Consider the following 21,649-nt stretch of genomic DNA (forward strand, 5'->3'; position numbering starts at 1 on the left):
GCAATTTCCTTTTTAAAGTAGTGGTTTTAAATATCTTCCGGTGTGTGAGCGCTCACAATCGGCGACATCTTCAGGTGTACCTGAAATTAAAATTTCACCACCGCCTGAGCCACCTTCTGGGCCTAAATCGACAATCCAGTCTGCGGTTTTGATCACGTCAAGGTTATGCTCAATAACAACAATGGTATTACCATGATCGCGTAAGCGGTGAAGTACTACTAATAATTGCTGAATATCGGCAAAGTGTAAACCAGTAGTTGGTTCATCAAGGATATATAAGGTTTTGCCGGTATCGCGTTTTGAAAGCTCACGAGCCAGTTTCACACGCTGCGCTTCACCACCAGAGAGGGTTGTTGCAGCTTGACCTAAGCGAATATACGACAAGCCCACATCCATTAAGGTTTGCAGTTTACGTGCAATAGCTGGAATTTTATCAAAATATTCACGGGCATCTTCAACAGTCATTTCGAGTACTTGGTGAATGTTTTTACCTTTGTATTGTACTTCGAGCGTTTCGCGGTTGTAGCGCTGACCTTTACACACATCACAAGGAACATACACATCAGGTAAAAAGTGCATTTCTACCTTGATCACGCCATCGCCTTGGCAAGCCTCACAGCGACCACCTTTAACGTTAAAGCTAAAACGACCGACTTTATAGCCTCGCGAGCGGGCTTCTTGAGTACCTGCAAATAGCTCACGAATACCGGTAAATATACCGGTGTAAGTTGCAGGGTTTGAGCGCGGAGTACGGCCAATTGGGCTTTGGTCAATATCAATGACTTTATCAAAATGATCTAGACCCTTGATTGACTTATACGGTGCCGCCTCTGCGGTAGTTGCGCCATTTAACTCTGTATGAGCCAGCTTAAATAAAGTGTCGTTGATAAGCGTCGATTTACCTGAGCCTGATACACCTGTGATACAGGTCATTAAGCCAAATGGAATACGTAAATCAACGTTCTTTAAGTTGTTACCTGTGGCACCAAATAGCTCAAGCCATTTGTCGTTGGTTTGATGGCGAGCCGCTGGCACTTCAATTTTCTTCTCTCCAGAGAGATACTGACCTGTGATTGAATCTTTGCTCGCTAAAATATCGTCATGGGTACCTTGTGCAATCACATGGCCGCCATGAACACCCGCACCTGGGCCAATATCGATAATATGATCCGCAGCGCGAATGGCATCTTCGTCATGCTCAACCACGATCACCGTATTGCCTAAATCACGTAAGTGAATAAGGGTTTTTAGCAGGCGATCGTTATCGCGCTGGTGCAAACCAATTGATGGTTCATCTAATACGTACATAACACCAACAAGGCCAGCACCAATTTGGCTTGCTAAACGTATACGCTGCGCTTCACCACCTGACAGAGTGTCGGCACTTCGTTCAAGCGATAAATAATTAAGGCCCACATTAATTAAGAAAGATAAACGATCGCGAATTTCTTTGAGAATTTTATCGGCAATTTGTGCGCGTTGACCAGTTAAATTCAAACCATCAAAAAATGCCATGCTTTCACCAATGCTCATAGTGGTGATGGCTGGTAGGTTTGTTTGGCCAATAAATACGTGGCGAGCTTCTTCACGTAATCGAGAGCCATGACAGCTCGGGCACGCTTGGCTTGTTTGGTATTTAGCGAGCTCTTCGCGAACCGAGTTTGATTCGGTTTCACGGTAGCGGCGATTCATATTATTCAAAACGCCTTCAAACTCATGGTTACGAGTAATTAAATCACCACGGTCGTTACGGTAGTTAAAGGCAATTTTGGTTTTGCCAGAGCCTTCAAGAATAACTTTTTGCGCATCTTTACTAAGTTCTTGGAAAGGCACTTCTAGGTCAAACTTATAATGCTCTGCGACTGCTTGCAGCATTTGAAAGTAATAAAAGCTGCGTTTGTCCCAGCCTTTAATTGCACCGCCAGATAAGCTTAGCTCTGGATTTTGCACAACACGGTTTGGATCAAAGTACTGGCGTACACCTAAACCATCGCAACTTTGACACGCACCTGCTGGGTTATTAAACGAGAATAAGCGAGGCTCAAGCTCACTCATGGCATAGCCACAAGTAGGGCAGGCAAAGTTAGCTGAAAACAGCATGTCTTCGCTAAGTGAGTCGTCCATTGCCGCTACATGGGCAATACCACTCGACAGCTCAAGGGCGGTTTCGAATGATTCAGCTAAACGCTGTTGTTGGCCATCTTTTACTTTAAAGCGGTCAACGACCACTTCGATGGTGTGCTTTTTATGAAGCTCAAGGGTAGGTGGATCAGATAAGTCACATACTTCGCCATCGATACGAGCGCGAATAAAGCCTTGGCTTGCTAGTTGTTCAAGCAACTTAACATGCTCACCTTTGCGATCTTTGACGACCGGCGCTAACAGCATTAGCTTACTGCCTTCAGGTAGGGCTAAAACAGTATCAACCATTTGGCTGATGGTTTGTGCTGCAAGAGGTAAGTCGTGAGTAGGGCAGCGTGGCTCACCTACACGGGCAAATAATAAACGTAGGTAATCGTAAATCTCGGTGATAGTACCAACCGTTGAACGCGGGTTATGCGACGTTGATTTCTGCTCAATAGAGATAGCAGGCGATAAACCTTCAATGTGATCCACATCGGGTTTTTCCATTAGCGATAAAAACTGTCTTGCATACGCTGACAGTGATTCAACATAACGACGTTGCCCTTCTGCATACAAAGTATCAAACGCTAAAGACGATTTCCCTGAACCAGATAGGCCAGTGATAACTATCAGCTTATCACGGGGAATGGTTAGGCTGATGTCTTTTAAATTGTGCGTACGGGCGCCTCGGACTTCAATGTTTTCCATGCTATCTCGTTTTATTACCTAATTATTTTTTCAGTATCTCATAATACGCGATAAGATTAATCCTTGATCAAAGAAAAAATCATCACTTACAGGTGATTATTTAGTTTTCGCTTGTGGTAGAATCCACGCTCAAATTTTAAATAGACAGCAAGATCAGTAATTCATGACAGCATCTTCACTCAACTCTCGAGAAAAACGCGCAGCCGTTTCGTTGGCGAGCGTATTTGCATTCCGTATGCTTGGCCTATTTATGCTGATGCCAGTGTTGGCGATTTATGGTCAGCAGTTGGAAGGGTTTTCACCGCTTTGGATTGGCTTTGCTATTGGTGCTTATGGTTTAACACAAGCTGTTTTGCAAATCCCAATGGGTTGGTTGTCAGATAAAATTGGCCGTAAAAAAGTCATTATAGGTGGCCTTTGTGTGTTTGCTCTTGGCTCTGTGATAGCGGCAACGGCTGAGTCTGTGCAAATGGTTACGCTAGGGCGCGCACTACAGGGGATGGGGGCAATTGCCAGTGCGTTATTAGCGCTTGCTTCTGATTTAAGCCGTGATGAACAACGCCCGAAAGTGATGGCTGTAATCGGTATGTGTATCGGTATGAGCTTTGCAGTCGCCATGTTACTTGGGCCAATTGTCGCTGCATCTTGGGGAGTCGCTGGGGTATTTTGGCTTACTGCTGGACTTGCCATTTTAGGTATTTTAATCGTGTTATTTTTAGTGCCAAATGCCGTTAGTAAGGCACCAAGAGGTGATACGCTAGCGACAGTTGATGACATTAAACAACTCATTAAACACCCACAATTAGCGCGCCTTGATTTCGGTGTAATGCTACTTCACCTTACATTAACTACCGTATTTGTAGCCTTACCAGGGCAGCTTATAAAAGATGGTTTAATTGCAGATCACCATTGGTACTTATATATCCCTGTGCTGTTTTTAGCGTTTTTCCTGATGGCACCGATGATGATTGTGGCGATTCGTAAAGAAAAAGAAAAACAAGCCTTTATTGGCTCAATCGCGCTACTTGTTTTAAGTATGTTAGCGATGTCGTTATGGGTTGATTCGGTGATTGGCATTGGCATTTGTATGCTGGTTTATTTTATTGCTTTTAACTTTTTAGAGGCAACCATGCCTGCACTTGTGTCGCGTATTGCCCCTGCAAACCAGAAAGGTTCTGCGATGGGGGTATTTTCATCTACGCAGTTTTTTGGTGCCTTTTTAGGTGGTTTATTAGGAGGTTACGTTGCTCAAGCATTAAGTGCGCAAGCAGTGTTTGCGGCGGCGGCACTTGTTGGGGTAATATGGCTTATCCTTGCTTGGAATATGCAAGTCCCACCAAGAAGTAAAATAATTAGCTTAATGACTGAATTAAGTTCAGAGCAGCAGGCACAAGCGCTTGCTTCTCGTCTTGTTGCTTTACCGGGCGTAATTGAAGCAACGGTCGTCTGTGATGAAAATCGCAGCTATTTAAAGATTAATGATAAAGAATTTGACCTAGACCAAGCACGCAAAGTGGCTGGTTTAATCTAACGTTTTATAGGAGAAGTTCCATGGCACGCGGTGTGAACAAAGTTATCTTGGTTGGTAATTTAGGCCAAGATCCAGAAGTACGTTATATGCCTAATGGCAATGGCGTAGCGAATATCAGCATTGCTACGACAGATAGCTGGAAAGATAAAAACACAGGGCAAATGCAAGAGCGTACTGAATGGCACCGTGTCGTGTTATTTGGCAAACTAGCAGAAGTTGCTGGTGAGTATCTTCGCAAAGGTTCACAAGTGTACATTGAAGGTCGTTTACAAACCCGTAAATGGACTGATCAATCAGGCCAAGAAAAATACACCACAGAAATCGTGGTAGACATGGGCGGTCAAATGCAAATGTTAGGCGGCCGTGGTGAGCAACAAGGTGGTGGCTATCAAGGTGGTCAATCACAAGGTGGTTACCAAGGTGGTCAGCAACAAGGTGGCGGATACGGCGGTGGTGCTCAGCAATCACAAAGCAATAATAGTTATGCTCCACAGCAACAGTCTGCGCCAGCACAGCAGCAACAGCGTCCGCAACAGCAATCTGCACCACAACAACAAAGCAATAACCAATATGGTGGCGGTTATGGTCAGCAGCAAAGCAGCGCACCTCAACAAGGTGGTTTTGCTCCTAAGCCTCAAAATGCACCACAAGGTGGCGCATCAAATCCAATGGAACCACCAATCGACTTTGATGACGATATCCCGTTCTAAATGACCAGACACCGTTAAGTGTTTGCAATATTTTAAACCCAGCCTAGTAGCTGGGTTTTTTATTTGCATAACACTCCGTATCACTACTCTTTAATTGAGTCGTGTTGGTTACAAAATAATTCTCATTAACTATTATTGCTAGGTGTTTAAAATTACAAAACTTTTGACAGCGCTGGTTATAGGATTTTTCTGATCTTGCTTTAAATCGCCCTGCAGCCTTGTATTTATAGGGTTCTTGGACAACACTTTGTATATGTTTAAGCAACTAACCTGTGAAATGAAACGAGATTTAACTTCACAATTCAAGCAACCGGTGGTCATCTATATGATGGCTGCGTTTTTGCTATTGGTTGTTTTTAATATTTTCTTAAGTGATGTGCTGCATGACAAAGTGCATCGCACAGGAACTGAGCTTGCCAAACAGGTTTATGAGTTAAATCTCGACCCAGTTGCCTCGCAAGATATTATTGCTTCATTAGCTAAGAGCCAAGGCTTTGCTGTGAGTGTCAGTGACGTACCCTCTAACTTTGCAAATTTTATTAACCTTGAACAAGAGGTGTTTAGCTATAAAACGGTTAATCTACGTCTTTTTCATTGGCCTTCTTGGCTGGTCGAAAGCCACTTATTTATTTTCTTAAATTTAATCTTGCTTGGAGCAGGGTATTGGGGGTTTCGCTGGTGGAAAAAAATGTTCAAGCAATTGGCTGTCGTAGATAAACCAATAATTAATCCAACTAAGAAGCCGAGTATTCAGTCGGCGACAAAAAAAATAGCATCGCCAAAACCTTTAGGCCATCAAGATTTGAATATTTTGTATGGTGTACCCACAAATTATAATCACTTGTTTGCGTTGTTTTTTTGGAAGAACCCATTTCCTGCCAACCTCGACGTTGATAATTACTTTAAATTAGTAATAGCTAAAGGGTTTGGTGAGCTTGTAAATCGTTCTGTTAAATTGTTGCCATCTGGTGGTATTGCCGTGACCTTAAATAGTGTACCTGCTACTGAAGTCGACAAATACACTAAGCGATTACATCAAGTTATATATCAAGCTTGCTTAAACTACCGAAGTGACTTGTCTCGCTCTGATATTAAAATTGGCGTATGTAATTACCGTACAGGCGCCGATCAGGCCGTTGTATATCAGCTTACGAAATCGGCATTAGCATTGGCGAAACAAAGTGCTTGGCAGCATATTCACCGCTTGCCTTTTGGTCATACACAGTCAAGTATTTTGGCTGATAGCAAAGAGCACCTTTTTGAATATATAAAGAAAAAGCATTTTATGTTGTTTTTTCAGCCGTTGTTTGACTTACAAACAGGTGACATTTTGCAGCACGAGGCATTGATCCGCATACGCCATAAAAACTTAGGTTTGTTGGCTGCGCGGCACTTTATTCCGCACATGAGCAGTAAAAAAGATGTCTTGCTGTTGGATAAAACAGTGGTTTCGCAAGTGAAGAAAATGCTGGTGAACGAAACTGGCACATTAATAGTAAGCATCAATTTGCATGCAATGAATTGGTTTAATGATGAGTTTTGGGTTTGGTTTAAACAGCAAATGGATGATTTTAATTGTACAGAAAAATTGCAATTTGAACTCAGTGAAGATGATTATTTAAAACAACATAAAAAGCTTAGTGCACAATTTGAATGTTTAGAAACACTGTCGGCAGGTATTGTTATCGATAATGTTCGCAGTGCAGAGCATCTAGCAACTTATAAAAAAAATATCAAAAGTGTACGCAGTATTAAGCTGGCGTTTGAGCTTATTCACAATATTGATACTAATACTCAGCAACAAAAAACCGTTAAACAAATAATTACTAAAGGCACAGAATTAAACTTTCCAGTGTATGCGGTTGGGGTAGAAACTCAAAACGAACTCGCTACCTTGAAAAACCTAGGTGTAGTAGCTGCACAAGGTTTTTACTTTGCAGAGCCATTGCAAAGGCTGGCTGATATTACGCCTCATAGTTAGTCTATTAGCCTTCGATATTTAAGGCCATCTAAACCTTGCAGCCCACCAGTATGGACAGCAATAATGCGCGTTCCTTCACTAAAATAACCTTGTTCAATTAGTTGCCAAACGGCATAAAGCATTTTACCGCTATAAATAGGTTCAAGTGGGATTGCGTGTTGCTTAGTAAACGTTTGACAAAACTGCCACAAAGTATCGCTAAACTTTCCGTAGCCACCATCATGGAAATCGCAAAGCAGCTGCCAGTTTTGCTGTAGCATTGCTTTATTGCTGAGCTGCTTTATTTCCTCAATTAAATAGTGAGCTTGCTTTAACACTGCCACACCTAATAACTGAGTATGCTCTGGCATACCTTCAATTAAGCCCGCTAATGTGCCACCACTACCTGTTGGACAAACAAGCACATCACAACTTGGTAAGCTCTGTGCTAATTCTTTGCAGCCTAAAAGCGCTGCTGCGTTGGTGCCACCCTCGGGTAATATGTACGCATTAGGAAACTGCTTTTGTAATTTTGCCAAATAAGTTTGATCGTGCCTTGAACGGTAAGTAATACGATTAACAGGGTGCAAGCTCATACCACATTGTTTAGCGTAATTTAGTGTTGGGTTTGCTTCATCTAATTCGGGGCCGCGGATAATACCATGGGTTTTAAAACCAAATAGTTTGCCTGCAGTGGCCGTAGCATGGATATGATTTGAAAACGCACCACCAAAAGTGAGTAACTCAGATTTCCTCTGTTGTTTCATAGCATCTAAGTTAAATTTTAACTTACGCCATTTATTGCCACTAATTTGTGGGTGAATAAGATCATCACGCTTGATACTAAGGTGAATTTTACGTGCAGTTAGTAATGGGTGATTAACAGTTTGTATTGGTGATTCAAAGAAAGTGTACACGGTATCATTCAGTAAAAAAACACATCCAATTGTAGCAAAGTTGTCTTACAGATAGAAATTAGTCAATTAAACCAAAATGATTTTGTTATTTACTGGCATCAACTAAGGTAATAGATGTAAACTCAGATAATAATTGAACAAAGCTTGTGTTTTGCTTTGCAAGTACATAGCATAAGAGTTTAATTATAAAAAAATAATAATGACCAAATAATTGCCGCTTTTTGGGAATGGAATATATGCGAATTGCTCCTTTATCTCTGTTAATTTCAGTTAGTTTGCTAGCAACTAGTGCATTTGCACAAGATACTGCTACGGTAACTGGCATTGAATCAGAGATCAGTAAAAAACAAGCCGAATACGATAACTCGACCCTAATCCTCGAAAAACACCTAAAAGAAGAAAGTCAGTTACAAAAACAACTCGAATTATTGCGCGCCCGCTCAACTGAGCTAGACAAAGAAAAGAATCAAGCGCTAGATGCAATGAACGAGATGTACCGCCGACTAATTGATGACCCAACCCTTGATATCAGCAATGCGCAGTCGCGCTATCAAAAAGCGGTTGTTGATCACAAACAAAACAAAGATGATATTTCGATGCAATTGGCGGCAATTGCTTCACATAGAAAAGACATTGAGCAAATTCGTGTATCAAAACATACACAGTTAAACACCTTAGAAAGTTTAAAAGAGCAGTTAGCAACGGCACGTGTTGAGCGTTTACGTAACGAATTCACTCGTGAAGGCACATTAGAGGTTAATCACACAATTAACTGTAAGCGCACTGAAACACTTGCTGCATGTGAACAGCGCGGCCAGCAAATGGGCTTACAAAAAGCCACTAAACGTTTTGTAGACCAAATTTTTGCTAACTTAACTGAAGAGCGTTTAGTTGAACCAAAACGCAACCTTGCTGGTGCACAAGTTAAGATTTTAAGTAGCCATGTAGTGAATAGCGCTTTTAGTGGGCAAGGTAACTACAACGTTAACTTAAGCGTGACGATGCGCGGTGATGTAAATAGTAGCCGTTTATGTAGCTTACTTAATTTAGACAACCGTTTTTGTGCAGACTATGGCACACCTTTAGCTGGAAACTTTCAGCCAAGCTACGGGACCACATATTCAGATAGTCAGTTAACATTCAGTGATCCTCAGGATAATGGGCAGGTGGTATCGGTTTCACGTATGAGTGAACAACCTGTAAGCGATTACTCTGTAAAAAAGCCAATAAAGGTTGAACCATTACCTGATCTAAAAAAATCTAAAATGGTTGAATTAACACTGCGTTCAAATGTTTATGATGACGAAGTGTTTATTGATGGTGTGAGCTATGGCGCAACTAGGTTAACGACATCATTACCAAAAGGTTTCCATGAAATTGAAATTCGCAAACGAGGCTACAAAAGCTATAAAGCGCGAATTGATCTGCGTAAAGCGCAAACAATTAATGCAAATCTAGTGAAAGTACCAGAACCAGTTGTTGCTGAGGTTACTACGGCACCAACTCAACCAGTAATAGCACCCGTTGCAAGTATTGTTAATAAAACCAGCTCTGCCAGCATTGTGGTTATACCCGCTGGTAAATTTAAGATGGGTGATATTAACGGCAACGGTTTAGCGAATGAACGTCCAGTGGTAGAAAAAACCATTGCTAATTCATTTGCAATGCAAAGCAAAGAAGTAAGCGTTGGCGAGTATGAGCAATTCGTTGCGAATACGGGCTACAAAACAGAAGCAGAAAAAGATCGCGGCTGTGCGTATTACTTAAATGGTGAACCAGTGTGGGAAGCAACCCTAAACTGGCGTAACCCAGGCTTTGATCAAGAAAGTGATTTTCCGGCGGTTTGTTTAACTTACAATGATGCCAAAGCGTATGCAGATTGGTTATCGGGTCAAACAGGCCAGTTATTTCGTTTACCCAATGAGGTTGAGTGGGAGTACGCTGCACGCGCAGGTAAAGAAACTGAATACCCTTGGGGTAACGAAATTGGAAAGAATCTAGCGAACTGTGGCTGGTGTGGTAGCGAATGGTCAAATAAGAGCGCTGCACCAACAGGATCGTTTTCTCCTAACGCATTTGGCCTATACGATACAGTAGGTAATGTGTGGGAATGGACAAACAAAAAGTCAGGACAGTCTGATGTGGCTGTTCGAGGCGGTGCATGGAATTTTGCCCCTAGCCTAGCACGTGTATCAACGCGCTTAATCTTAGCGCCTGATTTCCGTGCAAACTATATCGGTTTCCGTTTAGTACGCGAACGATAGGAATTTGAAAAGGAAGCAATGGATGCTTCCTTTTTTAGCAATTTAAATAAAGCAGTTGCGCTTTCTCATGATTAGCATGATAGAGTGAGAGCAGCTAGTATAAGAATGAATTTTTCAAAGGTCATCCAGCCTCATGTTTAAAAAACTCCGTGGTATTTTTTCAAACGATCTATCGATCGACTTGGGTACAGCCAATACCCTAATTTATGTAAAAGAAGAAGGTATCGTATTAAACGAGCCTTCAGTTGTTGCTATTCGTCAAGAGCGTGCTGGTGGCCCTAAGAGCGTGGCATCTGTAGGTACTGAAGCTAAGCAAATGTTAGGCCGTACTCCGGGTAACATTAAAGCGATTCGTCCAATGAAAGACGGCGTTATTGCTGACTTCTATGTGACAGAAAAAATGCTTCAACACTTTATTAAACAAGTGCATAACAACAACTTTATGCGTCCAAGCCCGCGTGTACTTATTTGTGTGCCTTGTGGTGCAACTCAAGTTGAAAAACGTGCTATTCGTGAATCAGCAATGGGTGCTGGTGCACGTGAAGTTTATTTAATTGAAGAGCCAATGGCTGCGGCGATTGGTGCAGGTTTGCCTGTATCTGAAGCAACGGGTTCGATGGTTGTTGATATCGGTGGTGGTACAACTGAGGTTGCCATTATTTCACTAAATGGTGTGGTTTACTCTTCATCTGTACGCATCGGTGGTGACAAGTTTGATGAAGCGATTATCAACTATGTACGCCGTAACTTTGGTAGTTTAATTGGTGAAGCAACGGCTGAAAACATTAAACACCAAATTGGTTCGGCCTTCAAAACTGACGAGCCAATTGAAATTGAAGTACGTGGTCGTAACCTCGCTGAAGGTGTACCGCGCTCTTTTACACTGAACTCACACGAAATCTTAGAAGCATTACAAGAGCCATTAATGGGTATTGTAAGTGCAGTGATGGTTGCGCTTGAGCAATCTCCGCCAGAGCTTGCGTCTGATATCTCTGCACATGGTATGGTATTAACAGGTGGTGGTGCATTATTAAAAGACTTAGATCGTTTATTAATGGAAGAAACCGGTATTCCAGTTGTGGTTGCTGATGACCCATTAACCTGTGTTGCTCGTGGCGGCGGTAAGGCACTAGAAATGATTGATATGCACGGTGGTGACGTATTTAGTTACGACTAATGAAGTTACTGTTTGGTCGTACCATCTCTTTGCAACTGCGACTTTTTGTCGCAGTGCTTTTGAGTGTCGTGTTGATCGTGGGCGATCGCTACACTCAAGGTGGTACAACAATCCGCACTAGTTTAAATACCCTAGTTAGCCCACTTATTTATCTTGCCAATTTACCCTATGAGTTATTTAGTATTGGCGCGAAGAATCTGCACACCCGCGAACAGCTATTAACTGAAAACGAAGCGTTAAAAAAGAAGCAGTTACTACAAAGCGAACAACTACAACAATTGCAATTTTTATCTCGTGAAAACGATAAGTTACGAGCGTTACTGGGTTCATCAGCTAAACAATCAAATCGTAAAATCATTGCACAAGTACTCTCTGTTCACTCTAATCCGTATAGCCATCAGGTGGTTATTAACCGTGGCACAACTGATGGTCTAAGTGAAGGTCAAGCCGTCATTGACGAAATGGGGGTTGTGGGGCAAATCACTCAAGTGGGCTCGACTACTTCTCGAGTACTACTGATGACAGATACAACCCATGCCACACCAGTGCGTATTCTACGTAACGATGTGCGAACCGTAGTTGAAGGGATTGGCAAAATTAACGTAGTAAAGCTTTCGCACGTTCCGCATAGCCTTGATGTTCGCATTGGCGATATTCTGGTTACCTCAGGTCTGGGGGGCACGTTCCCAGAGGGGTATCCGGTTGCAGTGGTGACCGAAATTAACCGCGATGAAGGGCGTCCGTTTGCACAAGTTTATGCTGAACCCATTGCACAACTCGATCGTATTCGCTTATTGGTTGTGCTGTGGCGTAATCAGCAGGAGAGCATGAGCAATGAATAGTCGTCACTCTTTGCTGATTGCTATCAGTATTTTCTTTGCATTGGTTATGGCGTTAATGCCGTTACCGATTTCGTTTGAGCCCTATCGTCCAGATTGGGTGTTAATGGTATTAATGTATTGGTCATTAGCGGTGCCACACCGTTTAAATATTGGCACAGCTTGGGTGGTTGGTTTATTGATGGACCTTGCATCAGGATCGCCATTAGGTGTGAACTCACTGACTTATTCGGTGTGTATATTTATCACTGCTAGTAACTTCCAAAAAATTAGAAACTTTTCTTTATGGCAGCAAAGTATATTAATTGCTTTGTTTTTAACGCTTTATCACCTCATGCAGTTTTGGCTTAACCACTTTTTAATGGGCGTTTACTTTAGCCCCCATTATATGTGGCCAGTGCTAACCGGCATGCTTTGTTGGTGGTGGATTTTCTTAATTTTGCGTAAATATCGCCGTCATTTCAGGATTAGATAATGCAAACCGCAATTTATTTGGCGTCTGCATCACCGCGCCGAAAAGAGTTGCTCAGCCAACTTGGCGTTGAGTTTTCTCAATTTAGCGTTGATGCAGATGAAAGCCAGTTCCCAAACGAAGCCCCTCGTGACTATGTAGAGCGTCTTGCCAGACTCAAGGCACAATCAGGCGTAGCTATGGGTTACATTGACCGTCCAGTACTTGGCAGCGATACCGTAGTTGTAATTGATGATACCGCACTCGGTAAACCGCTAGACCAAGCAGATTTTACTACCACGATGAAGCGTTTATCTGGCCGTACCCATCAAGTGATGACGGCTGTGGCAATTGCTGATAGTGAGCAAGTAAAAAGCTGTCTTGTTGTGACTGATGTCACATTTAAAGTGCTCAGCGATGCTGAAATTGATGCCTATTGGCATAGTGGTGAGCCACAAGATAAAGCTGGTGGTTATGGCATACAAGGCTTAGGTGGGCGCTTTGTTAGTCATCTTTCGGGTAGCTATTTTGCAGTTGTCGGCTTACCTTTATATGAGACAGAGCAGTTATTAAACGAATTTTTAAGAGGGTAACATGAGCACTGAATTACTGATCAACGTTACACCGAGCGAAAGTCGCGTTGCGCTTATCGAAAATGGCGTACTGCAAGAGATTCAACTAGAGCGAATTGGCAACCTAGGTATTGTCGGTAACATTTACCTAGGTAAAATCAGCCGTGTTTTACCAGGCATGCAAGCCGCGTTTGTGGATATTGGCTTAGAGAAAGCTGCCTTTTTACATGCATCGGACATTGTAAACAGTGCCTCGATTGTGGAAGGCGTTGATGAGCAGCCAATAAAGAAAGTACAAGATATTCGTGAGCTTGTGCGCCAAGGTCAATATATCATGGTGCAAGTGGTTAAAGACCCTCTTGGAACCAAAGGTGCACGCTTAACAACTGATATCACCATTCCTTCACGTTACTTAGTGTTCATGCCAGATGCGACTCATGTTGGTGTGAGCCAGCGCATTGAAACTGAAGAAGAACGTTTACGCTTAAAGAAAATTGTTGCTGAATATGGCGATGATGATGGCAGCTTTATTGTTCGTACCGCAGCAGAAGGTGCGTCGGAAGCTGAGCTACGTCATGATGCTGAGTTCTTAAAAAAACTGTGGCAAAAAATTGTTACTAAGCGTAAAAAAATCAGTAAAGAAAGCATCTTGCATGAAGACTTAACACTCGCTTTTCGAACTTTACGTGACTACGTAGGTGAAGACATGGAGCGTATTCGTGTTGACTCAAAGCTCACTTATCAGGAGCTTAAAGAGTTTACAGAAGAGTTTGTGCCTATCTTATCGGGAGCACTTGAATATTATCCTGGTGAGCGGCCTATTTTCGATTTATTCGATGTTGAAACCGAGATTCAAAAAGCACTCCATCGTAAAGTTGAGCTTAAATCGGGCGGTTATTTAATTATTGACCAAACCGAAGCGATGACAACCGTTGATGTAAATACTGGTGCGTTTGTTGGTCATCGTAATTTAGAAGAAACCATTTTTAATACTAATATCGAAGCGACCTCTGCGATTGCACGTCAACTGCGGTTACGCAACTTAGGTGGCATCATTATCATCGACTTTATCGATATGGTCAGTGATGAGCACAAGCGCCGAGTATTGCACTCGCTTGAGTCAGCTCTTGCAAAAGATCGTGCAAAAGCCAACATAAATGGTCTATCTGCACTAGGCTTAGTAGAGATGACCCGCAAGCGTACCCGCGAAAGCTTAGAGCATATCCTTTGTGATGTGTGTCCTGCGTGTTCCGGTCGTGGTTCACAAAAAACGGTAGAAACAGTTTGCTACGAAATTTTACGTGAAATCGTTAGGGTAAACCGTGCTTATGCGGCTGATAAGTTTATGGTTTATGCCGCTCCTTCGGTAAGTGAAGCGCTGATCAACGATGAGTATCACAATCTTGCAGAGCTGGAACTATTTATCGGTAAGCAAGTCAGTATTCAAACAGAGAGTTTATACAACCAAGAACAGTTTGATGTGGTAATGATGTAATGAAGGCAAAAACGGTCTGCTTTTATTGTTTACGTAAGTTATGGCAAGTATTTGCTATCACTCTCGTACTGCTGGCCGTTATTGTCTCTGTTGTGAAGTATTCACTCCCTTATGCGAATGACTATAAAGATGATATTGAAGCGTTTTTGTATGAACGTTTTGATGTTAATTTAGCGATTGGTTCTATCTCGGCTAGCTGGCAGGGCAAAGGTCCTGCCTTAGTCATTGAAGACATTTCGTTTGAAGATAACCAAACCTCACCCATCGCACTAACCATTGATAAAGCCAGCCTTGAAGTAAACTTATGGGAGTCGGTGAAAAGCCGTCAGCTTAAATCGAGCTACTTTGTGATCAATGGCTTTCATGCTGATGTTGATTTACCCACTATGCTTGATTTGGGTAATAACCAGCAAGCAGGCAACTTTGAGCAAAAAGAACTGATTGAAGGCTTATTCCTTGGTGAAACAGGCCACTTTGCAGTGCAAGACAGTAGCCTTAACCTTACCCTCAGTGATGGCAAAGAGCGTAAGCTGATCCTTGAAAACATTGTTTGGCAAAATACCCCAGAGCAGCATCAAGGCTCGGGAACATTAGCGTTACCGGGGATTTCTGTTGGTAGCTTTGACGCCCGTATGGCACTTAATGGCTCAACCCTCGAAACCATGGCTGGTGATATTTATGTCCAAGCAGCGAACGTCGATGTGTCTAAGTGGTTGGCGCAATATATTAATACTGACAAACAGCAGCTTAATTCAGACATCAACTTAAAGACGTGGTTTAGCCTTGAGAAAGGCCTGATCAGCGATGTAAAAGTGCAGTGGCTACCTAGCTTTATCAACTGGCAGCAAAACCAAGAAGCACATCAAATTAGCTTAAGTGAAGGTGGCTTTCATTTATTTCCAAAGCAAAATGGCTGGCGCTTAAAAAGCACCGGACTCACGTTTGAAAGTGACTTAAAAGAATGGCCGACCTTACAATTTGAAGCTCAACTTGGCGATAAAAGCCAAATCTGGCTTAAACAATTTGATTTTGCATTACTCGCCAAGTTATCGCAGTTAAGTAACTTTGAGGTGCTAGCACCATTTTTAGCACGCCAACCCAATGGTCAATTAAGTGATGCCTATTTAGAATTAGGTCAGCAAGATAAGTGGCAGTTCTGGTTTCAAGGTGATCAAATTAATTGGCTATCGCTGCAAGGTATTCCTGGTGGGCAAGCTATTCGTGTTGATGGCTTAATTAATCAATCAGCTGGTCGAATTCAGTTATATGGCGAGAATAATCAACTGCTCACGAACGGCAGCTTTAGCCAAGATATTGCTTATAACCAATTAAATGTCGAGCTAGACCTTCATCGTTACGACGATGGCTGGCGTATTAGTAGCGATAATATCTGGCTTGATAACGACGAAGTTACCCTTGCAGCTGAGATGATGCTTAGTCTTACTGATGAGCCGCGTTTAGATTTATATGCTGAAGCCTATGCCCCTGATGCCAACGTAGCTGGGCATTACTTCCCATTACCTGTGATGAGCGAAAAGTTGGTTAATTACCTCAATGGGGCAATTAAGGGCGGTGAAGTAAACAAAGCTCAAGTGTTGTTTTCTGGGCCATTTAAAGGTTTTCCATTCAAACAGCAGCAAGGTCAATTTGAAGTTTTAGCGAATGTTGAGAGTGCCAAATATAAATTCTCACCGAGCTGGCCTACAGTTGAAAATGCTAACGTCATTTTACATTTTGAAAATGAGCGCATGGATATCTATAGCAAGTCAGGCAAGCTAGTTAATTTATCTCTCGGAGAGAGTGTGCACGTCAGTATTGCAGATTTAATGAATGCAGAGATACTAAAAGTTGCTATAAACAAGCGCGCCCATGGCAATAAGCTTAATCCTTTCTTTACTGAGACTCCGCTTGCAAAGCCTTTAGCAAGTGTCTTTGAAGTCGTGCAACCTCAAGGTGAAGCAACCGCCGAGATTGAGCTGTTAGTTAATTTACGTTCTGGTCATGTTGATGCGATTGGTGAAGTTGAACTTGCAAATATTCCGGTTTACCTTGCACAACCGGGGATCACACTTAATAACATGACTGGTATCGTTAAGTTTAATAACGATAAAATCGACCTAAAAAATGCTAAAGCAAACTGGATGGGGATGCCACTCACTGCGAGTTATAACAGCGAAAGCGTGGCTGATAACTACCTCGCAGAAATTGATATAAAACTGGCGCTTGAAGCTGAGCCTTTAATTGAACAAGCCCATGGTTTGCTTGCAGGTTACTTAAGCGGTCAAAGCGATGTTGATATTAATGTTTCACTTAATTTTTTACCGAATGATTTCAATTATCGTGCAGATGTGAGTGGCGACTTAATCGGTGTGACTAGCCAGTTGCCGGCACCTTATAACAAGAGTTCAGAGCAAAGTTGGCCATTAACCGCGGTGGTACAAGGCGACCGCATCTCAAATCTGATTACTGCTAATATCGATGAGCAGCTTTTCTTTAATGCGATTTTAGATAATGGTAAACAGAAATTTAGTAATGCCCATTTAATTTTAGGCGCACAAGATTTAGGTCTTAATCGTGAAGGTTTTGCTGTATCTATCGATTTGCCAGAAACTAAAATAGTGCCTTGGTTTGGCTTAATTGATCAAATTATTGCGCTCACCAAAGTGAAGTCTGACGCGCCAAGTGTGATGCCTGCATTCAATAACGTAACGGGTAAATTTAATAAGCTGGCATTACATAATATCGACTTTAATGATTTTGAATTTCGCTTAGCACCAAAACAATCAGACTTAGAGTTAAGGTTAAATGCTAAAGAATTACGTGCCGACGCACTTATTCCAACCGGTGAAACGCGCAGACCAATTCAAATTTTTACTGACTATCTGCGTATTAACTTCAACGAAGTAGCAGAGCAAGCAGATCAAGTTTCTGAACCTGAAGATTTAAGATGGTTAACTCGTGTTCCAGCTATCGAGTTTAACTGCGAAGATTGTAAAGTGGCAGAATATCAATTCGATAAAATTAAAAGCAGCTTAGTAGGAGAGCAAGGTAAACTCTTGTTCACTGAGCTTGTTATTGACAAAGGCGATCATGTATTGCGTGGTAAGGGGCAATTTGCTGATGGTCAAACACGCTTTACTGGTAACTTACAAAGTGACGATATCGGTGAGTTATTTGATGAATTTGATATCACAACAACAGTAAAAGATTCTGATGCCGATATTAAGTTTGATCTTGCATGGCAAGGCGCACCTTATAACTTTGACGTACCCAGTTTAGCGGGGGAGCTAGATTGGCGTTTAGGTGAAGGTCACCTTACAGAAATTAGTGATGGTGGTGCACGGGTATTCTCATTACTGAGTTTAGATTCGTTAGTGCGTAAGCTGAAACTCGATTTTAGAGATGTATTCTCTAAAGGCTTTTTCTATAACAGCATGCAAGGCACGATGCAGCTAGAAAAGGGCATTGCTTACACTCAAGATACCAAGCTTGATGGTGTACCTGCCGATTTAACGATTAAAGGCCACACTAACTTAAACACCTTTGAAATTGACTACGACCTGGCTGTTGCACCGCAGGTAACCTCAAGTATTCCTGTTATTGTGGCATGGATGGTCAACCCCGTAAGTGGTCTTGCAGCGCTGGCAATCGATAAAGTAATTCACTCGGCACGAGTGATCTCTGAGATCAACTTTAAAGTAACAGGGAGTATGAATGATCCTGTAGTGAAAGAGCTTGATCGTAAGAGTCGTGAAGTGACGTTACCGCAAGCTGCGCAAAGTCAGCCACAGTCGTCGACGCAATTAAAATTAAAAGATGCCGCATCTTCAGCGAGTTTAGGTAACAATGAAGACTAATCATCAACCACAGGTTGTCGCAGTACAAATGTGCTCAAGCATGAATGCTGAGCAAAACCTCGCTTTTCTAGCAGATACACTGACCAAGTTACCTGCTACTCGGCCATTGCTTGTGTGTTTACCTGAAAGTTTTTTGATTTTTAGTAAGCACAGCCAAGCAAGCTATGAATTAGGTCTACAGAGTGAGGTTTATAAAGCGAAACTTGCCGATTTATGTAAGCAGCATGATATCTGGTTAGCTGCTGGTACCCTCCCTGTTTCGCAGCAAAATGGTAAGTATTTAGCTGCCTCGTTTTTATTTAATAACCAGGGTGATGTGGTTGCACAGTACAATAAAATTCACTTATTTGATGTAGATGTTGCCGACACGACGCGCAGTTACCGAGAGTCTGATGCGACGCAGGCGGGCGAGGATATTGTGGTGGTTGATTCGCCATTTGGTAAAATTGGCCTAGCAGTATGTTATGATCTACGTTTTAGTGGCTTATTCACCGCGATGCAGCGCCAAGGGGCTGACCTCATTTTAGTGCCAAGTGCCTTTACTACAGTCACCGGCGCTGCTCATTGGCATATTTTATTAGCTGCGCGCGCAATCGAAACACAATGTTATGTGGTTGCCGCAGCACAGTGGGGCGAGCACGAGAATGGCCGTCACACTTATGGCCACAGCATTATTATTTCACCATGGGGAGAAACGCTCAGTGAGCTTGCCTCTGGTACTGGGTTTATCAGCCATTGGCTTGATTTAAACCGCTTGAATACAATTCGCCAAGACATGCCTATGCAGTCTCAGCAACGATTTAGAGAGCATTTATTATGAACACGGTTGAACAGCATTTATTACATGACAGCCAACTAACGAGAGAAGAATTAGAAAAAACGCTCGCTTTTATTCATCAACACCAAGTTGATTATGCCGACCTGTATTTTCAATCTAGTCACCACGAATCTTGGGTGCTTGAAGATGGCTTAGTGAAAGAAGGTTCTTACAACGTTGAACGCGGTGTGGGTGTGCGTGCTGTTAGTGGTGAAAAAACCGGTTTTTCATACTCAGATGCGATTAATCTTGAAGCGTTAAATAAAGCCGCAACCGCAGCGCGTAGTATTGCCAATGCAGGCGAAAACAAAACGATTCAGGTGTTCAGTGATGTTGCTGCTAAAGAGCAGTATGCGCCGCATCAACCTATTCAAAGCATGAGCAATGATGACAAAGTAAGTCTGCTACGTGAGCTTGAAAGCTATATTCGTCAATTAGCACCTGATGCTGAGCAAGTGATCAGTTCAATGTCGGCGGTTTATGAAGAAGTGTTAATTGCTGCAAGTGATGGCACCTTTGCAACCGATATTCGCCCGCTTATTCGTTTAAATTGTTCAGTGTTACTTGAGAAGAATGGTCGTCGTGAGCGCGGTGGTGCAGGGGGCGGTGCTCGTTTAGATTATGGTTATTTTAAAGAGTTAGTCGATGGCAAACCGCGTTGGATGGAATACGCGGAAGAAGCTGTTCGCCAAGCGAAAGTAAACCTAGAAGCTATCGATGCACCTGCAGGTAGCATGGAAGTAGTACTAGGTGCAGGTTGGCCGGGCGTGTTACTACACGAAGCGGTAGGTCATGGCCTAGAAGGTGACTTTAACCGTAAAGGCGCATCAGCTTTTAGCGGTAAGGTAGGTCAAAAGGTGGCATCTGAGCTGTGTACAGTCGTGGATGATGGCACCATTGCTGATCGCCGAGGTTCATTGAACGTAGATGACGAAGGCACTCCTGCTGCGTATAACGTGCTTATTGAAAACGGTATTCTAAAAGGCTACATGCAAGATAAGCTAAATGCGCGTTTAATGGGGGTTAACCCTACCGGTAATGCGCGCCGTGAATCGTACGCTCATTTACCTATGCCACGTATGACCAACACTTATATGTTAGGTGGAGAGCACAGCCAAGCCGATATTATCAGCTCGGTGAAAAAGGGTATCTTCGCGCCTAATTTTGGTGGCGGCCAAGTGGATATCACGTCAGGTAAATTTGTATTTAGCGCCTCTGAAGCCTACTTAATTGAAAACGGTAAAATCACGCAACCTATCAAAGGTGCCACACTAATTGGTAATGGCCCAGAAGTGATGCAACAGATCTCAATGGTAGGTAACGATCTAGCACTTGATAAAGGCGTTGGCGTGTGCGGTAAAGATGGCCAAAGCGTACCTGTTGGGGTAGGTCAACCAAGCCTTAAAATTGATAACTTAACGGTGGGTGGTACGGCTTAATATTCCCACATTATAGTTATAATGAACGCGAGGGGAATCCCTCGCGTTTTTGTATTAGCTTACTAGCATCCATATACCTGCGGCTATCATAAATAAGTTTTCACTCAGAGAGATAAAGCCGAGCGGCACATTACTGTCGCCACCAACACAGGCGCATTTCAGATCTCGTTTATCGATATACACAGCCTTAATAACCGATACTGCACCTATACCACCAATAAATAATGAAAATGGGGCAACAGCTAAGTCAGGTAATTCAGCTACCATACCTATCGCTACATACGCCTCAATAAACGGGTATACATAAGCGTAGGGCACAATACGCATCGCTAGTAAGTCATAGGTAATAAATGAGTTAGAAAAGCTGTATAAGTCTTGTAGCTTTTGTATCGCTAATACCGCCATTGATACTGCAACGAACAGCATCAGGTTTTGCAAAGAGAATAAAGCCTCACCGCTGGCATAAGTAAAACCGCAGCTAAGTAGCATAGCGACCGCAAAAATGGCTAATACAGGCGTGTAACTGGTGCCCTGTTGACCAGCCTTAGGTAGATTAAAAAAGTCGCGCAAATCATCGTAACCACCAATGGGTTTATCATTGATAAAGGTTTGTGGTGTGGTTTTTACATCATGCTGCTGTTTGAATGCGTCAGTTTGCTCACGGCTGGTTAAGTGACGATCGTCAACATCGTAACCATGTCGCTCTAATAAATCTTTTGATTTTAAACCAAACGGGCAAATATGCTCATCGGTCACCATGCGGTATAAAATTGCAGACTTAGACACAG

General features: G+C 42.6%; 15 protein-coding genes. 12 read left to right on the plus strand and 3 right to left on the minus strand.

Going from position 1 to position 21,649, the window contains the following annotated elements; genetic code table 11:
- Positions 1-12: 12 nt before the first annotated feature.
- Positions 13-2,832 (minus strand): excinuclease ABC subunit UvrA, encoded by a 2,820-nt coding sequence (gene uvrA / locus HYD28_04635; GenBank protein ID QLE08306.1) that lies wholly within the window; start codon positions 2,830-2,832, stop codon positions 13-15.
- A 163-nt stretch (positions 2,833-2,995) separates the two neighbouring features.
- Here uvrA and HYD28_04640 point away from each other — a divergent pair, with 163 nt between their 5' ends.
- The 3 genes from HYD28_04640 (at position 2,996) to HYD28_04650 (ending at position 7,054) form a co-directional block, all read left to right on the plus strand.
- Positions 2,996-4,363, plus strand: a complete 1,368-nt coding sequence (locus tag HYD28_04640) for an MFS transporter (GenBank protein QLE08307.1) — start codon at positions 2,996-2,998, stop codon at positions 4,361-4,363.
- Between the two features lie 20 nt (positions 4,364-4,383).
- Positions 4,384-5,073, plus strand: coding sequence for a single-stranded DNA-binding protein (gene ssb, locus HYD28_04645; GenBank protein QLE08308.1), 690 nt, complete (start codon positions 4,384-4,386; stop codon positions 5,071-5,073).
- A 253-nt stretch (positions 5,074-5,326) separates the two neighbouring features.
- The gene (locus tag HYD28_04650) at positions 5,327-7,054 is read left to right on the plus strand and encodes an EAL domain-containing protein (protein QLE08309.1); all 1,728 of its coding nucleotides are present in this window, start codon (positions 5,327-5,329) and stop codon (positions 7,052-7,054) included.
- Here HYD28_04650 and HYD28_04655 read toward each other — a convergent pair.
- Positions 7,051-7,962 carry a 1-aminocyclopropane-1-carboxylate deaminase/D-cysteine desulfhydrase gene (locus HYD28_04655; protein QLE10486.1) on the minus strand — a complete coding sequence of 304 codons (912 nt, stop codon included), beginning with the start codon at positions 7,960-7,962 and terminating at the stop codon, positions 7,051-7,053. The genes HYD28_04650 and HYD28_04655 overlap by 4 nt on opposite strands.
- 224 nt (positions 7,963-8,186) lie before the next feature.
- Between HYD28_04655 and HYD28_04660 the strand changes: the two genes are divergently transcribed.
- The 9 genes from HYD28_04660 to tldD all read left to right on the plus strand — a co-directional run bounded on the left by HYD28_04660 (position 8,187) and on the right by tldD (position 20,861).
- Positions 8,187-10,214 (plus strand): SUMF1/EgtB/PvdO family nonheme iron enzyme, encoded by a 2,028-nt coding sequence (locus HYD28_04660; GenBank protein ID QLE08310.1) that lies wholly within the window; start codon positions 8,187-8,189, stop codon positions 10,212-10,214.
- A gap of 133 nt (positions 10,215-10,347) precedes the next feature.
- Positions 10,348-11,391: a rod shape-determining protein gene (locus HYD28_04665; protein ID QLE08311.1), complete on the plus strand. Its 1,044-nt coding sequence runs from the start codon at positions 10,348-10,350 to the stop codon at positions 11,389-11,391.
- The gene (gene mreC / locus HYD28_04670) at positions 11,391-12,233 is read left to right on the plus strand and encodes a rod shape-determining protein MreC (protein ID QLE08312.1); all 843 of its coding nucleotides are present in this window, start codon (positions 11,391-11,393) and stop codon (positions 12,231-12,233) included. Before HYD28_04665 ends, mreC begins: the two co-directional genes overlap by 1 nt.
- Entirely contained in the window at positions 12,226-12,705 is a 480-nt protein-coding gene (gene mreD / locus HYD28_04675; protein ID QLE08313.1) for a rod shape-determining protein MreD, read from the plus strand. Before mreC ends, mreD begins: the two co-directional genes overlap by 8 nt.
- Positions 12,705-13,274: a septum formation inhibitor Maf gene (gene maf, locus HYD28_04680; GenBank protein ID QLE08314.1), complete on the plus strand. Its 570-nt coding sequence runs from the start codon at positions 12,705-12,707 to the stop codon at positions 13,272-13,274. The genes mreD and maf overlap by 1 nt, the downstream gene beginning before the upstream one ends.
- Before the next feature lies 1 nt (position 13,275).
- A complete protein-coding gene (gene rng / locus HYD28_04685) occupies positions 13,276-14,748 on the plus strand; it encodes a ribonuclease G (GenBank protein QLE08315.1) in 1,473 nt (490 codons plus the stop codon).
- Positions 14,748-18,605 (plus strand): TIGR02099 family protein, encoded by a 3,858-nt coding sequence (locus HYD28_04690; GenBank protein QLE08316.1) that lies wholly within the window; start codon positions 14,748-14,750, stop codon positions 18,603-18,605. The genes rng and HYD28_04690 overlap by 1 nt, the downstream gene beginning before the upstream one ends.
- Positions 18,595-19,425, plus strand: a complete 831-nt coding sequence (locus tag HYD28_04695; protein QLE08317.1) for a carbon-nitrogen hydrolase family protein — start codon at positions 18,595-18,597, stop codon at positions 19,423-19,425. The genes HYD28_04690 and HYD28_04695 overlap by 11 nt, the downstream gene beginning before the upstream one ends.
- A complete protein-coding gene (gene tldD, locus HYD28_04700; protein QLE08318.1) occupies positions 19,422-20,861 on the plus strand; it encodes a metalloprotease TldD in 1,440 nt (479 codons plus the stop codon). Before HYD28_04695 ends, tldD begins: the two co-directional genes overlap by 4 nt.
- Before the next feature lie 54 nt (positions 20,862-20,915).
- Here the strand turns inward: tldD and HYD28_04705 are convergent, their stop codons facing one another.
- Complete coding sequence (locus HYD28_04705) at positions 20,916-21,647, minus strand: glutaredoxin (protein ID QLE08319.1); 732 nt, start codon at positions 21,645-21,647, stop codon at positions 20,916-20,918.
- Between the last annotated feature and the right edge of the window lie 2 nt (positions 21,648-21,649).

Source organism: Pseudoalteromonas shioyasakiensis, from assembly GCA_013391845.1.
GTDB classification, from domain to species: Bacteria; Pseudomonadota; Gammaproteobacteria; order Enterobacterales; family Alteromonadaceae; genus Pseudoalteromonas; species Pseudoalteromonas apostichopi.

Bases quoted from the DNA above. Each gene is read 5' to 3' on its own strand.
- mreC (QLE08312.1), top strand. From the start codon at position 11,391: ATGAAGTTACTGTTTGGTCGTACCATCTCTTTGCAACTGCGACTTTTT.
- mreD (QLE08313.1), top strand. From the start codon at position 12,226: ATGAATAGTCGTCACTCTTTGCTGATTGCTATCAGTATTTTCTTTGCA.
- HYD28_04690 (QLE08316.1), top strand. From the start codon at position 14,748: ATGAAGGCAAAAACGGTCTGCTTTTATTGTTTACGTAAGTTATGGCAA.
- tldD (QLE08318.1), top strand. From the start codon at position 19,422: ATGAACACGGTTGAACAGCATTTATTACATGACAGCCAACTAACGAGA.
- uvrA (QLE08306.1), bottom strand. From the start codon at position 2,832: ATGGAAAACATTGAAGTCCGAGGCGCCCGTACGCACAATTTAAAAGAC.
- maf (QLE08314.1), top strand. From the start codon at position 12,705: ATGCAAACCGCAATTTATTTGGCGTCTGCATCACCGCGCCGAAAAGAG.
- ssb (QLE08308.1), top strand. From the start codon at position 4,384: ATGGCACGCGGTGTGAACAAAGTTATCTTGGTTGGTAATTTAGGCCAA.
- HYD28_04665 (QLE08311.1), top strand. From the start codon at position 10,348: ATGTTTAAAAAACTCCGTGGTATTTTTTCAAACGATCTATCGATCGAC.
- HYD28_04660 (QLE08310.1), top strand. From the start codon at position 8,187: ATGCGAATTGCTCCTTTATCTCTGTTAATTTCAGTTAGTTTGCTAGCA.
- HYD28_04640 (QLE08307.1), top strand. From the start codon at position 2,996: ATGACAGCATCTTCACTCAACTCTCGAGAAAAACGCGCAGCCGTTTCG.
- rng (QLE08315.1), top strand. From the start codon at position 13,276: ATGAGCACTGAATTACTGATCAACGTTACACCGAGCGAAAGTCGCGTT.
- HYD28_04695 (QLE08317.1), top strand. From the start codon at position 18,595: ATGAAGACTAATCATCAACCACAGGTTGTCGCAGTACAAATGTGCTCA.
- HYD28_04650 (QLE08309.1), top strand. From the start codon at position 5,327: ATGTTTAAGCAACTAACCTGTGAAATGAAACGAGATTTAACTTCACAA.